The organism is Methylobacterium sp. TK31 (assembly GCF_055361545.1).
The window spans coordinates 3,424,493-3,439,415 of the sequence record NZ_CM143964.1; the positions used below are offsets into that span (position 1 = coordinate 3,424,493).

A 14,923-nucleotide genomic window follows, 5' to 3' on the forward strand; every position below is an offset into this window, starting at 1 on the left:
GCGCATCATGGACGACGAGACCGGACATCGCCCCGGCGAGGCGGCGATCCCGCTGCCCGACAGCTTCGATGCCGGGCTCTACTTCATCGGCCGCATCCGCACGCCCTGGGCGACGCGGGGCGAATGCCCGAAGAACGGCCTGAAGACGGACGCGGTCTGCACACTGGCGGTCGAGGCGCCCTTCTCGGAGGCCCTCCAGAACGTCGAGGGCGCGAGCCACCTCATCGTGCTCTACTGGATGGACGAGGCCGCCCGCGACCTCGCGATCCAGCGCCCCCGCCACGCGGAGGGCGGCCGGGGCACCTTCTCCCTGCGCTCGCCGGTGCGCCCCAACCCCATCGCCCTCTCGGTGGTCGAACTCCTGGAGCGGGACGGGGCGACCCTGCGGGTGCGCGGCCTCGATTGCCGCGACGGAACCCCGCTCCTCGACATCAAGCCTTATTTCGCGACCACGGATTCGCGTCCCGGCGCCACGGTGGACCGGGCCGGGACGGCGCCGCGCTGAGGCGCCGCCCGGGCTTGGCGGATCAGCCCGCCCGCGCCGGTTCCGCGGCGCCGTGGACCTGTCCGTCCGCGCCGTGGACCTTGCGCGGGGTGCCCTTCGGCGGCGCCTTGATCCGGTACCAGCCGACATAGAGGGCGGGCAGGAAGAACAGCGTCAGGAAGGTCGCCGCCAGGATGCCGCCGATCATCGCGTAGGCCATCGGCCCCCAGAACACCTCGCGGGCGATGGGGACGAGGCCGAGGCTGGCGGCCGCCGCCGTGAGCAGGATCGGGCGCATCCGGTGGCAGGTGGCGTCCACCACCGCGTCCCACGGCGGCAGGCCGTCGCGCTCGTACTCGTCGATCTGGGTCACCAGGATCACCGAGTTGCGCACGATGATGCCGATCAGCGCCAGCACGCCCAGGATCGCCACGAAGCCCATCGGCTTGTTGAAGGCGAGCAGCGCGATGGCGACGCCGATCAGCCCCAGCGGCGCCACGCTCGCCACCAGGAAGAGCTTCTGGAAGCTCTGGAGCTGGATCATCAGGAACATCGCCATGGTCAGCAGCATCACCGGCGCCACGGCCGCGATCGGTCCCTGACCCTTGGCGCTCTCCTCCACGGCGCCGCCCACCGCCAGCACGTAGCCGTCCGGCAGGCTCCTGCTGAACGCGGTGATCTTCTCGTCGAGCTGGCTCACCACCGTGGCGGGCTGGGTGTCGTCGGAGATCGAGGCCCGCACCGTGATGGTCGGTAGGCGGTCGCGGCGCCAGACGATAGGCTGCTCCAGCTCGTAGCCGATGGTGGCGAAGGCCAGCAGCGGCACCACGCTGCCGTTGGCCAGCGGCACCTGCAGGCTCTGGAGCGTGTCGAGGGAGTTGCGCTCCACCGCCTGCGCCCGGGCGACCACGTTGACGAGGTAGATCGAGTCCCGGACCTGGGTGATCGACCGGCCGCCCACGATGCCGTTGAGGAGGCCGGCGATGTCCTCCGAGGTCACGCCGAGCTGGCGCGCCTTGTCCTGGATGATGTCGACCTTGAGCACCTTGCCGGGCTCGTTCCAGTCGAAGGTCGGCACGTCGAGATGCGGGTTTCCGCCGACGATGTTGCCGAGGGTGAGGGCGTAGGCCCGTAGAGTCTGCAGGTCGGGGCCGCTGAGGCGGTACTGCACCGGGCGCCCCACCGGCGGCCCGAGGTCGAGCGAGTGGATCAGGAAGTCGGTGCCGACGAACTTCTCGCGCGCGAGCGTGTCGAGCTTCAGCTTCATGCGCTCGCGCGCCTCGATCGACTTCGTCTCGATCACGATCTGGCCGAAGAAGGCGTTGCCGAGCTGCTGGTCGAGGGGCAGGTAGAAGCGCACCGCGCCCTGGCCCACGTAGGAGGACCAGCGCACGATCTCGGGGTCGCCCACCAGGGTCGCCTCGAAGCGGTCCATCTGGCCCTTGGTCTCAGCGATGCTGGCGTTCTGCGGCAGCGTCATGTCGACGAGGAGTTCGGGCCGGTCGGAGGCCGGAAAGAACTGCTGCTGCACGAAGCCCATGCCGACGATCGCGGCGCCGAGCATGCCCACGCAGACGATCACGGTGGTCCAGCGCCAGCGCATGGCGCCCAGCAGCATCCCGGTGAAGATCCGCATCGACCGGCTCGGGGCGTCGTGGTCCTTGTGCTTGATCTGCTTCGGCAGGAGCTTCACGCCGATGAGGGGCGCGAACAGCACCGCCACCACCCAGGAGACCAGGAGCGAGGCGGCGATGACGACGAAGAGCGAGTAGGTGTACTCGCCCGCCGACGAGCCGTTGAAGCCGATGGGCAGGAAGCCCGCCACGGTCACCAGGGTGCCGGTGAGCATCGGGAAGGCGGTGGAGGTGTAGGCGAAGGTCGCGGCCTTCTTCAGGCTGTCGCCGACCTCCAGGCGCGCGACCATCATCTCCACCGTGATCATCGCGTCGTCGACGAGGAGGCCGAGCGCGATGATGAGGGCGCCCAGCGAGATGCGCTGGAGGGTGACGCCCATGGTCTGCATGATCACGAACACGATGGCGAGCACCAGCGGGATCGACAGCGAGACCACGAGGCCGGCGCGCCAGCCGAGCGAGATGAAGCTCACCGCCAGCACGATCACCACCGCCTCGACCAGGGCCTTGGTGAAGCCGCCCACCGCCTCCTCGACGATTCTGGGCTGGTCCGAGACGAGGTGGATGCCGACGCCCACCGGCAGCTCGCCCTCGAGCTTGCGCATCCGCTCCTTCAGGTCGTGGCCGAAGGTGAGCAGGTTGCCGGAGGGCTGCATGGCGATGGCGAGGCCGATGGCCGGCTGGCCGTTGAAGCGGAACAGGTCGGTGGGCGGGTCGGTGAAGCCGCGGGAGATCTCGGCGACGTCCGAGAGGCGGAAGAAGCGGTCGTTCACCCGCAGGTTGACGGCCCGCAGGCTCTCCTCGTTGACGAACTGGCCGCCGACCCGGACGGAGACCCGCTCCGGTCCCGCCTGGATCACGCCGGAGGGCGCGATGGCGTTCTGCGACTGCAGGGTGCGGATGACCGAGTTGGTGTCGAGGCCGAGGCCGGCGAGCTTGCGGGTGGAGAAGTCGAGGTAGATCACCTCGTCCTGCGCGCCGAGGAGCTGCATCTTGCCCGCGGACGGCACCTTCTTCACCTCGGCGCGGACCCGCTCGACGTAGTCGCGCAGCTGGCGCTGGGTCACGCCGTCGGCCGTGAAGGCGTAGACGTTGCCGAAGACGTCACCGAACTCGTCGTTGAAGAACGGCCCCTGGATCCCCTGCGGGAAGGTGTTCTGGATGTCGCCGATGCGCTTGCGCACCTGGTAGAAGATCGCCGGAATGGTCTTGGGCGGCGTCGTCTCGCGCAGCTGAACGAACACCGTGGCCTGGCCCGGCGTGGTGTAGCTGCGGCTGAAATCGACGGCGTCGATCTGCTGCAATTCCTTCTCGATCCGCTCGGTGACCTGATCGAGGGTGTCGCTGATGGTGGCGCCCGGCCAGCGCGCCTGCACGATCATGGTCTTGATCGCGAAGGGCGGGTCCTCCTCGCGGCCGAGGCGCTCGTAGGCCAGGAAGCCGGCCACCACCGAGATCAGCATCAGGAACCAGACGAAGGAGCGGTGCTCCAGTGCCCATTCGGAGAGATTGAAGGTCTTCACGGAATTGCTCTCGCCTCACCGGGGTGGCGGCTGATGATGGACGGCGTCTGGCCCGCGGGGATCAGGGCGCCTGGTCGGGCAGGCGCACGGCCTGCCCGTCCGTGAGGGAATGGACCCCGGCCAGGACCACGCGGTCGCCGGCGTTGAGGCCCGCGCCGATGCTGACGCCGTTCGCGTCGCGCCGCGTGACGGTGACGGGCCGCTTGCGCACGCTCTTCCCGTCCGGCGCGACGACCCAGACCGCGTCGCGGCCGTCCTCGGTCAGCACCACCGTGGCGGGCAGCTCGACATGGGGCCGCTCGGCCCGGGCCAGGGTGACGGTGAGGGTCGAGCCCAGGCGGAAGGCCTCCGAGGGCCGGATCAGGGTCATGCGGATGCGCCGGGTCCGCGTGGTCTGGTCGGCGAAGGGCGCGATCTCGCGCACCCGCGCCGCCGCCGTCACGTCCGGGGCGCTCTGGAGCGCCACGGTGAACTGGCCGTCCGTGGGCATCGTCCCGATGAGCTCCTCCGGGATGTCGACCACGGCCTCGCGCTCCTCCGGCCGGGCCAGGGTCGCCACCGCCTGGCCCGCGCTGAGCACCTGCCCGACCTCGGCGCTGCGCACCGTGACGACGCCGTCGAAATCCGCGTGCAGCTCGGTATAGCCCATCTGGTCCTGGGCCCGCTGCAGGTTCGCCTCGGCTTGCGAGACGCGGGCCTGGGCGGTGTCGCGGCTGGCCACGGCGGTGTCGAGCTGGGCCTGGGTGACGTTGCCGCCGGCCAGCAGGCGCCGGCGGCGGGATTCCGTGGCGCTGGCGTTCTCGGCCTGAGCCTTGGCGTCGGCCAGATCCGCCTCGGCCCGGGTCAGGGCGAAGCGCGTCACCACGGGGTCGAGGGCCGCGATGCGCTGGCCCTTGTGGACGATGTCGCCCATGGTGACGTCGCGGGCGATCATGCGCCCGGCGATCTGGAAGCCGATCTCCGACTGGTAGCGCGGCGCCACCACGCCCGCGAAGGGGCCGAAGACCTGGGCGGTGACCGGCTTGACGACCCGGACCAGCACGGGCCGCACCGGGGGCGGCGGGGCGGCCTCCTCGGCGGCGTGGCAGGCGCCGAGCGGCAGGGCGAGCGCGAGGACGCGCAGGGCCGGGCGGATCATCGGGTCGCCTCCAGGGTCTCGGCGACGGCGACGGCCTGACCCGGCCGCAGGAGCTGGATGCCCGCGATGACGACCTCCTCGCCGGGCTCGACGCCGTCCTTCAGGGCGATGGTGTTGGGTCCGTAGCGCTCGATCGTGACGAGGCGCGGCGCGACGGTGCCGCTGGCCGGGTCGCGCACCCAGACCGCCGGGCCGTTCTCCCAGCGGTAGAGGGCCGACCAGGGCAGCACGATCGCCTGGCGCGGCCGGAACTTGCCGGTGCCGATGACCACGGCGCCGAGGCTCATGGCCCTGGGAGTCTCGTCGAGCCCGACCTTGACCCGCACGGTGCCGGAGGCGGCATCGACGCTGGGCGAGATCTCGCGGACCCGGCCGATCGCCCGGATGCGCGGATCGGCCTGCAGCGTGACCTCCACGGTCTTGCTCTCGGGGGGCGCGGCCAGCACCGCCTCGAAGATGTTGAAGACGGCGTCGCGCGGGCCGTCCTGGGCCATCGCCAGCACGGTCTGGCCCGTCTGCACGACCTGGCCGACCTCGAAGGTGCGGCTCAGCACGATCCCGTCCACGCCGGCCTTCAGGTCCGTGTAGGAGAACTGCTCCTCGGCGCTGCCGAGGGCCGCCTTCGCCGAATCCACCGAGGCCTGCGTGGTCCGTAATTGCTGCTCGGCATCGTCGTAGCTCGGGCGGGTGGTGTAGCCGCTGGCGAGGAGCTGCTCCTGGCGCTTGAAGTTGAGCTTGGCCTGGGTCAGCAGCGCCTCGGCGGAGGTGAGCGCGGCCTGGGCGTTGTTCAGGTTGGCCCGCTGCTCCTGCGGATCGAGCTTGGCCAGCACCTGATCGGCGGTGACGTGGTCACCGACCTCCACGAGGCGCTTGGCGATCTTGCCGTTGGTGCGGAAGGCGACGTTCACCTGCGACTGGGCCTGGATGTCGCCGGTGAAGATGAGGTCGGAGGCGATCGTGCTGGCGCGCGCCACGGCCGTCCGCACCACCGCGACGGCGGGGCTCGCGGTCTTCGAACCCGCGGGCTTGGGCGCTGCCTCGGGCTTGGGCGCCTCCTGGGGCGTTCCGTCCGCGCCCCACGCGGACGGTATCGCGCCGGCACAGGCCAGGAGCAGCATGGTCACGAGCACCGGGGCCGCGGGAATCCGGGCCAAGGGAGTCCGGGCCAAGGGCATCAGGACCACGGGCATCCGGGTCACGCGTCCCCATCCGCGCGGCCCCACGATCAGCCAACCCACCATCGCGTCCTCGAACTCGAAAGACCCCTGCGTCGCGCCTCCCATATCGGCTCCGCTACCGACCGTCCAGACGGTTTCTTTTTTCGCCGGATCGTCTTTCCTACGCCGGCGTTCCCCAGTATCTCCCTCGCTGTGAACGATCATCTCGCCGGCCCGGGCAGCGGATCCCCTGCCCCGAAACCGCTGGCGAACCAGCCGGATTGTCGACGATGAAGGCGCGCACCCGCCGCGAAGACCGGCCCCTGGTGATCCTCGACGCCGCCGAACGCCTGATCCGGCGCATGGGCACGCGCACCCTCACCATCGACGCGGTGGCGGCCGAGGCCTCGCTCAGCAAGGGCGGCGTGCTGCACCACTACGCCTCGAAGGACGCGCTGATCTCCGCGCTGGCCGAGCGCAAGCTGCGCGAGATCCGCGAGAGCGTGGCCGCCCACGAGGCCGAGCAGGGTGCGAACGCGGCCGCCCTCCCCCTGGCGCTGATCGCCCATGCGCGTCAGGTCTATGCCGACGAGGATGGGTTTCCCCGCGCCCTGCTGCTCGCCTCCGCCGAGAATCCCGAGGCCTTCGCGGGCTTCAACGCCTTCCTCAAGCAGCGCCTCGCCCAGATGGAGGACGTGGCCTGCTGCCCCGGCGCCGGCGCGATGCTGACCTTCGCCACCCTCGGCCTCCTGCTGACCCGGACCCTGGGCTTCCACTGCCTGGAGGGACCGGAACTGGAGAGACTGTTCGACGCCATGGAGCACGCCGCCCAGACGCTGCCGAAGGCGGACGCGCGGACTTGAGGACCGCACGTCCGCGCCCGTCCGGTCCCGAACACTGTTGACGGGCAGCCGACACGGGCCCGCGCGCCGTATTGTCCGAGGTCGGCCCGGCCGCGGACCCCTCGCGGGACCGCGCCCGCCAAGATGGTTTCCGCCGATTCACCGGATCGGATCCTGGCCGATACTTCCCGGACAGCGTGCAACGCTTCCCGATCGGCGCGCCCGAAGAGTCCGGCGCGGCGGATTTAGTTGGACATTCCGAAATCTGTTCTGCCCGTGACCGGATCGCCGCTGTACGATCCGGCAGGGACGCGCTAGGCCTCGATCATGCTCGCCGGACCTGCCGATTCGATCGCCCGACCGTTCCTGACCCCGACCGGGAGCGAAAGCTGCGGATCGCGGGACGCGTGAGCGGCGCCCTGGCGTTCCTCGACGCGGGCAGCGTCACCGGCGCCGAGATCCGTACCCACGACTGGTCGGGGACGACGCTCGGCCCGCCGGAGACTTGGCCGCCGGCCCTGCGCAACACGCTGGCCCTGATGCTCGCCTGTCCCCGGCCGATGTTCCTGGCCTGGGGGCCGGACCTGCTCTGCTTCTACAACGACGCCTACCGGCCGATGCTCGGCTACCGCCTGCCGAACGCCCTCGGGCGCCCGTTCCGCGCGGTTTGGGGCAATATCTGGGACGACATCGGCCCGCTGGTCGAGGCCACCCTCGCCGGCGAGAGCCGCACCCTCACCGACATGAAGCTCGATCTCGCCCGCTCGGGCCGGGCCGAGGAGAGCTGGTGGTCCTTCACCTACTCGCCCGTCTACGACGATGCCGGGGCGATCAACGGGCTGTTCTGCATCACCGCGGAGACCACCGACCGCGTCCTGGGCGAGGCCGCCCTGCGCGAGAGCGAGGACCATTACCGTCACGCGGTCGAACTGAACCCGCAGGTGCCCTGGACCTGCGATGCCGCCGGAAACATCACCTCCTACGCCACGCGCTGGCTCACCCTGACCGGACAGGCGCCGGGCGAACCGCTGGGCGACGGCTGGACCCGGGCGGTCCACCCCGAGGACCTGCCGCGGGCCCTCGCGGTGTTCGGCGCCTCGATCGCCTCCGGGGAGCCGGTGGACGTCGACTACCGCCTCCGCCTCGCCACGGGCGAACACCACTGGATGCGGGCGCGGGCCTACCCGCGGCGGACCGAGGACGGCGCGATCCTGCGCTGGTACGGCGTGGTCGAGGACATCCACGACCGCAAGCAGGCCGAGATGCGCCTGCAGCGGCGCGAGGAGCAGCTGCGCCTCGCCACCGAGGCGGCCGAGATCGGGACCTGGGACCTCGACACGGTGGGGAATACGCTGGTCTGGTCGGAGCGGACCAAGGCGATGTTCGGCCTCCCCCCGGAGGCGTCCGTGACCCTGGACGACTTCTATGCCGGCCTGCACCCGGAGGACCTGGAGGCCACCCGCGCGGCCTTCGCCTCGGCTCTCGATCCGGCTCTGCGGGCCAACTACGACGTCGAGTACCGCACCCTCGGGCGCGACGACGGGCGGCTACGCTGGATCGCCGTGAAGGGCCGGGGCGTGTTCGACGCCGCCGGGGCCTGCGTCCGGGCGCTGGGCACGACCATCGACATCTCGGCGCGCAAGGCCGCCGAGGGCCACCTGCACTTCCAGATCGCGCTCGGCGACCGCCTGCGGGCCGCGAGCGCGCCCCTGGAGGTGAAGATGATCGCCGCGGCCAGCCTCGGGGCGCATCTGGGCGTCGGGCGGACGGGCTACGGACACCTCCAGAACGGGGGCGAGGTCGTCTCGGTCGAGCGCGACTGGTGTGACGGGCGCATGGCGTCGCTCGCCGGCGAGACCCGGGTGCTCGACGCCTTCGGCCCCATCCTGATCGCGCAGCTGCGCCGGGGCGAGACCCTGGTGGTCACCGATTGCCGGACCGACCCACGGACCGCGGGGCCGGCGTTCCAGGCGACCTGGAACAGCATCGGCACCCGGGCGCTGATCCTGGCGCCGATGATGCGGGGGCGGGACGGCGGCCCCCTGACCCTCGGCGGCGTGTTCTACGTGCATTCCGCCGCGCCGCGCCACTGGACCGACGAGGAGGTGCGCCTGACCATGGAGGTCGCGGCGCGGACCTGGTCGGCCTATGCGCAGGCGGAGGCCGAGGCGGCCCTGCGCGAGCTGAACGCGACCCTCGAGGAGCGCGTGGCGGGGCGCACGGCGGAGCTGGAGCAGACCCACGAGGCCCTGCGGCAGGCGCAGAAGATGGAGGCGGTGGGCCAGCTCACCGGCGGCGTCGCCCACGACTTCAACAACCTCCTGACCATCATCCGCTCCTCGGTGGACTTCCTGCGCCGGCCGGACCTGCCCGAGGCGCGCAAGAGCCGCTACCTCGACGCGGTCTCCGAGACCGTCGACCGGGCCGCCAAGCTCACCGGCCAGCTCCTCGCCTTCGCGCGGCGCCAGGCGCTCAAGCCCGAGGTGTTCGACGTCCGGGCACGGCTCGTCGTCGTGGCCGAACTCCTGGAGACGGTGACGGGGGCCCGCATCCGGGTCGTCACCGACCTGCCCGCCCAGACCTGCCACATCCGCGCGGATCTCAGCCAGTTCGAGACCGCCCTGATCAACATGGCCGTCAACGCCCGGGACGCGATGGAGGAGCGCGGCACCCTGACCATCCGGCTCGAATGCCGGGCGCCCCCGCCGCCCCTGCGCAGCCACGGAGGCGGCGCGGCGGACCGGTTCGCGGCGATCTCGCTCACCGACACCGGCAGCGGCATCCCGCCGGAGCATCTCGACCGGATCTTCGAGCCGTTCTTCACCACCAAGGGCGTGGGCAAGGGCACCGGGCTCGGGCTGTCCCAGGTCTTCGGCTTCGCCAAGCAGTCGGGCGGCGACATCGCGGTGGCGAGCACGCCCGGAGCCGGCACGACCTTCACGCTCTACCTGCCGGAGGTCGCGGCCCTCCCGGCCGTCCCGACGGGCGCCGCCCCGGCGTATCCCGCCGTGTCGGGGGACGGGCTGCGCGTGCTTCTCGTCGAGGACAACCTCGAGATCGGCCGGTTCGCGCGCCAGATCCTGGAGGATTTCGGCTATCGCCCGACCTGGCACACCGATGCCGAGAGTGCGCTGGCGGAGGTGGAGGGCGAGACCACGCCCTTCGACATCGTCGTCTCGGACGTGGTCATGCCCGGCATGGGCGGCGTCGCCCTGGCGGAGGAACTGCGGCGACGCAGGCCGGACCTGCCGGTGCTGCTCGCCTCCGGCTACAGCCATATCCTGGCCCAGGAGGATGCCCACGGCTTCGAACTCCTACACAAGCCCTATTCCGCCGAGCAGCTCGGCCGGACGATCAACCGGATCGTCGCCCGGCACGCGGCCCTGTCGGAATCCTGAGGGGCCGGTCAGGCCGCACGCTCGGCCATCGCCGAGAAGACCAGGGCGTGGCGGGCCGCGAGGGCGTCGATGTCGGTGGAGTAGCCGCCGCCGATGACCCCGACGAAGGGAACGCCGCGCCGGCGCGCCTCGCCGACCACGAAGCGGTCGCGGGCCAGCAGGCCCGCATCGGTGAGGTCGAGACGCCCGAGCCGGTCGTCGCGGTGGGGATCGACCCCCGCATTGTAGAACACGATGTCGGGCTGCAGGGCATCGAGCAGCGGCCCGACATGGGCGGCCAGGACGGCGAGGTAGCCGGCGTCGTCGAGGCCGTCCGGCAGCCCGACATCCCGGTCGCCGGCGATCTTGCGCGTCGGGTAGTTCTTCTCGGCATGGATCGAGAGGGTGAAGAGGTCGGGCGTCCCGCTGAGGCAATCGGCGGTGCCGTCGCCCTGGTGGACGTCGCAATCGACCACGAGGGCGCGGGCGATGGTGCCCTCGGCATGTAGGGTGCGGGCGGCCACGGCCACGTCGTTGAAGATGCAGAAGCCGGCACCGGTCTCGCGCCGCGCATGGTGGCTGCCGCCGGCCGTGCTGCCGGCGAGGCCGTGCGCCAGGGCGAGGCGGGCCGCCAGCAGGGTGCCCCCCACCGAGGCGCAGGAACGGGCGACGACGGAGGCGCCCACCGGCAGGCCGATGTTGCGCTCGATCTCGCGGGAGACGTCGAGGGCGAGCACCGCCTCCACGTAGGCGCGGTCATGGGCGGCGGCCAGGAGATCGGCGCCGGCGGGCTCGGGCCGGGCGAAGCCGTCCGGCACCAGACCCTGCTCCACCAGGAGCTCGGCCAGGCGCCCGTACTTGCGCATGGGGAAGCGATGTCCCTCCGGCAGGGTCGCCTCGTAGGCCGGATGGAAGACGATGGGCAGGCTCATCGAAAATCCGCGATCAGCCGGTCCGCCAGGGCGAGCCCGCTGTCGTAGGCGGCCTCGATCCGCGGCCCGAGGCAGCCGTCGCCGGCATAGCCGAGGCGCCGATCCGGATCGTAGAGGCAGGGCGCGCCGCAGGTCTCCTCCACGAGGGCGTAGCGCCAGCGATGGGCGCGGGCCCGGATGGGGGCGACGACCCCGCCGGACAGGTCGCCGACGGCCGCGAGCAGGGCCGCCTCCACCGCCTCCGGCGTCTCCTCGAGATGGGCCCTCGACCAGCCGGGCGTGGCATGGACGGTATAGGCGGGCGGCGTCGCCGGCCGCCCGGGCTTCACGCCCTCGCGGAACAGGGCGGCGATGGGCCCCGTCGCGGGGCGCAGGACGTCACCCGGGAAGACGTCGCCCGGGAAGATATCGCCAGGGAAGCCGTCGCCCGGGATCGCGAGGTCCTGTCCGAGCGCCAGCATCAGCGACCAGCAGGGCGCGTAGGAGGCCCGCTCGATGCCGGGCAGCGCGTGGCCGCTCGCCGCGAGGAGGCGCAGGGCCTGCGGACCCGGCAGCGTCAGCAGCACCGCGTCGAAGGTCCGGTCCTCGCCGGCCTCCGCCAGGGCAACCCGCCAGCCGCGTCCGCTTCGGGCCAGCGCCGTGACGGTGCGGCCGACCTGGACGTCGAGCCCGGCGAGGAGGTCGCGCACGGGCGCGGTCATATCGGGAACGGCGGTGACGCTGCCGGCGGCGTCGTAGGGCGCGACGAGGCCGCGGGTCTCCCAGTCGGCGAGTCGGGCGCGGAAGGCGGGGCCGTGCGCCCGGATCACCTGCGCGCCGTGATCGAAGGCGAGGCCGGTCTCGCGGTCGCGGCGGTGCGCCATGCGGCCGCCGGGCTGCCGGCCCTTGTCGAACACCGCGACGGGATACCCGGCCTCGTGGAGGCGGCGCGCCGCGCTCGCCCCCGCCATCCCGGCCCCCACGATCGCCACCCGCACCGGTTCCGCCACCCGTGTCTCCCGCCGTCGTCCCGGGTTGTCATACGACTGAAGCATCGCGGCTGTTAGGGGCGCTGTGCAGCCGGGGACGCGACGCGGTGTCCGATCCGCGACCGGCCGCGATTTCGGGACCACGCGAACGGGAGACGTCGCGGATGTGGGATCAGGCGTTGCGGGACCTGTCGGAGCCGAGCGCCGCCGTCGCGCTCGGGTTGTGCGTCGCCCTGACGCTGATCAATCTCGTGGGCATCGCGGTGGCGGCCCTGCGGATCGGACGGCGCAACGGCGCGTCGGTGTTCCCGGCCGGCGCCCCGGTCTCCCTGGTCCGGCCGGTCTGCGGCGTCGAGCCCTTCAGCGAGGAGCTGCTGACCCGCGGCTTCCACCTCGCCCATCCCGCCTACGAGCTGATCTTCTGCGTCGCCAACGGCGCCGATCCCATCGTCCCGCTCCTGGAGCGCCTGATGGCGGGCAATCCGCAGGTGCCCGCGCGCCTGATCGTCGGCGACGAGCGGATCAGCGACAACCCGAAGCTCAACAACTGCGTCCGCGGCTGGGAGGCGGCCCGCCACGACTGGGTCGTGCTCGCCGACTCGAACGTCGCGATGCCGCCGGACTACCTACAACAGCTGCAGGCGGCCTGGCGCCCCGATACCGGCCTCGTCTGCTCGACGCCGATCGGCGCCCGCCCCACCGGCCTGTTCGCCGCGGTGGAATGCGCCTTCCTCAACACCCTGCAGGCGCGCTGGCAATATACCGGGGAAGCCCTCGGCCTCGGCTTCGCCCAGGGCAAGAGCATGCTCTGGCACAAGCCGTTCCTCGAGGCGCGCGGCGGCATCCGGGCGCTGGCGGCCGAGATCGCCGAGGATGCGGCGGCGACGAAGCTCGTGCGCGCGGCGGGCGCCCGGGTCCACCTCGTGGCCGACCCCTTCGATCAGCCCCTCGGGCGCCGCAGCCTTGCGGAAATCTGGTCGCGGCAGCTGCGCTGGGCCCGCCTGCGCCGGGTGACGTTCCCGCTGTTCTTCGCCCCCGAGATCGGCTGCGGCCCGCTCCTGCCCTTCGCCATCGCCCTGGCGGCCGTGCCGTCCCTCGCGCTGGCGACCCTCCTCCTCGGGCTCATCGGGCTCTGGTATGGGGCCGAGATCGTCCTGGCGGCCCGGGCGGGCTGGTACCGGCACCCCCGGCTCCTCCTCGCCTTCCTGATCCGCGATGCCCTGATCCCGTTCCTCTGGACCGGCGCCTGGATGCGCGGGGCCATCGTCTGGCGCGGCAACCCCATGGACATCCGGGCGAAGGCGCCCGAACCCTCGGGCCGCAAACCGTGGCGGCGGCTGCGGCCGGGCGCCAGCGCGGCCTGAGGGCGGCCGCGGCGGCAGCGCTCTTGCTTCGCGGTCCACCGCCCGCAGCGGGCGGACCGAAGGGGCCAGGGCCATGCAGACCGAGACCGAGGGACTCCACAAGGGCCTGAACGCCTTCCACCTCTGGGGCATCGCGGTCGGGCTCGTGATCTCGGGGGAGTATTTCGGCTGGAGCTACGGCTGGGCCTCCGCCGGCACCCTCGGCTTCCTGATCACCACCACGGCGGTGGCGGCGATGTACGTCGCCTTCATCTTCAGCTTCACCGAACTGACCACCGCGATCCCGCAGGCCGGCGGCCCCTTCGCCTACAGCCGGCGGGCCTTCGGGCCGGTGGGCGGCTGCATCGCCGGCTACGCGACGCTGATCGAGTTCGTCTTCGCCCCGCCCGCCATCGCCCTGGCGATCGGCGCCTATCTCAACGTGCAGTTCCCGAGCCTCGACCCGAAGCACGCGGCTCTGGGCGCCTACCTCGTCTTCATGACCCTGAACATCGTCGGCGTACAGATCGCCGCCACCTTCGAGCTCTTCGTGACGATCCTGGCGGTGGCCGAGCTCCTCGTCTTCATGGGCGTCGTCGCACCGGCCTTCGCCTGGTCGAATTTCGCCGCCAACGGCTGGGCCGGCACGGACACGTTCGGCCTGCCGGCCATCGGCGGCATGTTCGCCGCGATCCCGTTCGCGATCTGGTTCTTCCTCGCCATCGAGGGCGTGGCGATGGCCGCCGAGGAAGCCAAGGACCCGAAGCGCACCATCCCGGTCGCCTACATCACCGGCGTGCTGACCCTGACGGCCCTGGCCTTCGGGGTGATGATCTTCGCCGGCGGTGCGGGCGACTGGCGAACCCTGAGCAACCTCAACGACCCCCTGCCCCAGGCGATGAAGGGTGTGGTCGGCGAATCCAGCGGCTGGCTGCACATGCTGGTCTGGCTCGGCCTGTTCGGCCTCGTCGCCTCGTTCCACGGCATCATCATGGGGTATTCGCGCCAGATCTTCGCGCTCGCCCGGGCCGGCTTCCTGCCCCGCGGCCTCGCCCGGGTGCATCCGCGCTACCGCACGCCCCACATCGCCACCCTCGCCGGGGGCGTGGTCGGGATCGCGGCGATCTACAGCGACAACCTCGTCACCATCGCCGGGCAGTCGCTCACCGCCAGCATCGTCACCATGGCGGTGTTCGGCGCGCTGGTGATGTACGGCATGAGCATGGCGAGCCTGTTCCGGCTCCGCCGGGCCGAGCCGGACCTCGCCCGGCCGTACCGCGCGCCGCTCTACCCCGCCGCGCCCGCCTTCGCCCTGCTGATGGCGGCGATCTGCTTCGTCGCCCTGGTGATCTACAACCCGGCGATCTTCGCGATCTTCCTCGCCGTCATGGTCCTGGCCGTGCTCGCCTCGAAGTGGCTGGCGACCCCGGGCGCGGTGGTGGGCAAGCCGGCCTACGATCCGGTGCTGTGAGGGCGTGGCATGGCCCAACGACGTTCCGCGCCCTCCCGGCTGAGGTTCTTCGAG

Annotated in this window: 10 protein-coding genes; 5 read left to right on the forward strand and 5 right to left on the reverse strand. The window is 71.8% G+C overall.

Annotation, left to right across the window (positions count from 1 at the left end; translation table 11 throughout):
* Positions 1-7: 7 nt before the first annotated feature.
* Positions 8-505 carry a tRNA (N6-threonylcarbamoyladenosine(37)-N6)-methyltransferase TrmO gene (gene tsaA, locus ACXJY8_RS15865; protein ID WP_463770508.1) on the forward strand — a complete coding sequence of 166 codons (498 nt, stop codon included), beginning with the start codon at positions 8-10 and terminating at the stop codon, positions 503-505.
* 22 nt (positions 506-527) lie between these two features.
* On the opposite strand, the gene ACXJY8_RS15870 is transcribed toward tsaA, so the two are convergent.
* From ACXJY8_RS15870 to ACXJY8_RS15880, 3 genes are all read right to left on the reverse strand, one after another.
* Positions 528-3,641, reverse strand: a complete 3,114-nt coding sequence (locus tag ACXJY8_RS15870; protein WP_463770510.1) for an efflux RND transporter permease subunit — start codon at positions 3,639-3,641, stop codon at positions 528-530.
* A 61-nt stretch (positions 3,642-3,702) separates the two neighbouring features.
* Positions 3,703-4,779 (reverse strand): efflux RND transporter periplasmic adaptor subunit, encoded by a 1,077-nt coding sequence (locus ACXJY8_RS15875; RefSeq protein ID WP_463770512.1) that lies wholly within the window; start codon positions 4,777-4,779, stop codon positions 3,703-3,705.
* Positions 4,776-5,897, reverse strand: coding sequence for an efflux RND transporter periplasmic adaptor subunit (locus ACXJY8_RS15880; protein ID WP_463780690.1), 1,122 nt, complete (start codon positions 5,895-5,897; stop codon positions 4,776-4,778). Before ACXJY8_RS15880 ends, ACXJY8_RS15875 begins: the two co-directional genes overlap by 4 nt.
* 329 nt (positions 5,898-6,226) lie before the next feature.
* Between ACXJY8_RS15880 and ACXJY8_RS15885 the strand changes: the two genes are divergently transcribed.
* On the forward strand, positions 6,227-6,799 hold the full coding sequence (locus tag ACXJY8_RS15885) for a TetR/AcrR family transcriptional regulator (RefSeq protein WP_463770514.1): 573 nt from the start codon (positions 6,227-6,229) through the stop codon (positions 6,797-6,799).
* 386 nt (positions 6,800-7,185) lie between these two features.
* Positions 7,186-10,176: a PAS domain-containing protein gene (locus ACXJY8_RS15890; RefSeq protein WP_463770516.1), complete on the forward strand. Its 2,991-nt coding sequence runs from the start codon at positions 7,186-7,188 to the stop codon at positions 10,174-10,176.
* A gap of 8 nt (positions 10,177-10,184) precedes the next feature.
* Here ACXJY8_RS15890 and ACXJY8_RS15895 read toward each other — a convergent pair whose 3' ends face one another.
* Positions 10,185-11,087 carry a histone deacetylase family protein gene (locus tag ACXJY8_RS15895; RefSeq protein WP_463770518.1) on the reverse strand — a complete coding sequence of 301 codons (903 nt, stop codon included), beginning with the start codon at positions 11,085-11,087 and terminating at the stop codon, positions 10,185-10,187.
* A complete protein-coding gene (locus ACXJY8_RS15900) occupies positions 11,084-12,076 on the reverse strand; it encodes an NAD(P)/FAD-dependent oxidoreductase (protein ID WP_463770520.1) in 993 nt (330 codons plus the stop codon). The genes ACXJY8_RS15895 and ACXJY8_RS15900 overlap by 4 nt, the downstream gene beginning before the upstream one ends.
* 143 nt (positions 12,077-12,219) lie before the next feature.
* On the opposite strand from ACXJY8_RS15900, the gene ACXJY8_RS15905 reads away from it, so the two are divergent.
* Together ACXJY8_RS15905 and eat are read left to right on the forward strand one after the other, a co-directional pair.
* Entirely contained in the window at positions 12,220-13,419 is a 1,200-nt protein-coding gene (locus tag ACXJY8_RS15905; protein WP_463770522.1) for a ceramide glucosyltransferase, read from the forward strand.
* Between the two features lie 73 nt (positions 13,420-13,492).
* Positions 13,493-14,869, forward strand: a complete 1,377-nt coding sequence (gene eat, locus ACXJY8_RS15910; RefSeq protein WP_463770524.1) for an ethanolamine permease — start codon at positions 13,493-13,495, stop codon at positions 14,867-14,869.
* Positions 14,870-14,923: the final 54 nt, after the last annotated feature.

Excerpts from the sequence above, each read along its gene's own strand:
- tsaA (WP_463770508.1), top strand. The coding sequence starts at position 8 with ATGGACGACGAGACCGGACATCGCCCCGGCGAGGCGGCGATCCCGCTG.
- ACXJY8_RS15875 (WP_463770512.1), bottom strand. The coding sequence starts at position 4,779 with ATGATCCGCCCGGCCCTGCGCGTCCTCGCGCTCGCCCTGCCGCTCGGC.
- ACXJY8_RS15880 (WP_463780690.1), bottom strand. The coding sequence starts at position 5,897 with ATGCTGCTCCTGGCCTGTGCCGGCGCGATACCGTCCGCGTGGGGCGCG.
- ACXJY8_RS15885 (WP_463770514.1), top strand. The coding sequence starts at position 6,227 with ATGAAGGCGCGCACCCGCCGCGAAGACCGGCCCCTGGTGATCCTCGAC.
- ACXJY8_RS15895 (WP_463770518.1), bottom strand. The coding sequence starts at position 11,087 with ATGAGCCTGCCCATCGTCTTCCATCCGGCCTACGAGGCGACCCTGCCG.
- ACXJY8_RS15905 (WP_463770522.1), top strand. The coding sequence starts at position 12,220 with ATGTGGGATCAGGCGTTGCGGGACCTGTCGGAGCCGAGCGCCGCCGTC.
- eat (WP_463770524.1), top strand. The coding sequence starts at position 13,493 with ATGCAGACCGAGACCGAGGGACTCCACAAGGGCCTGAACGCCTTCCAC.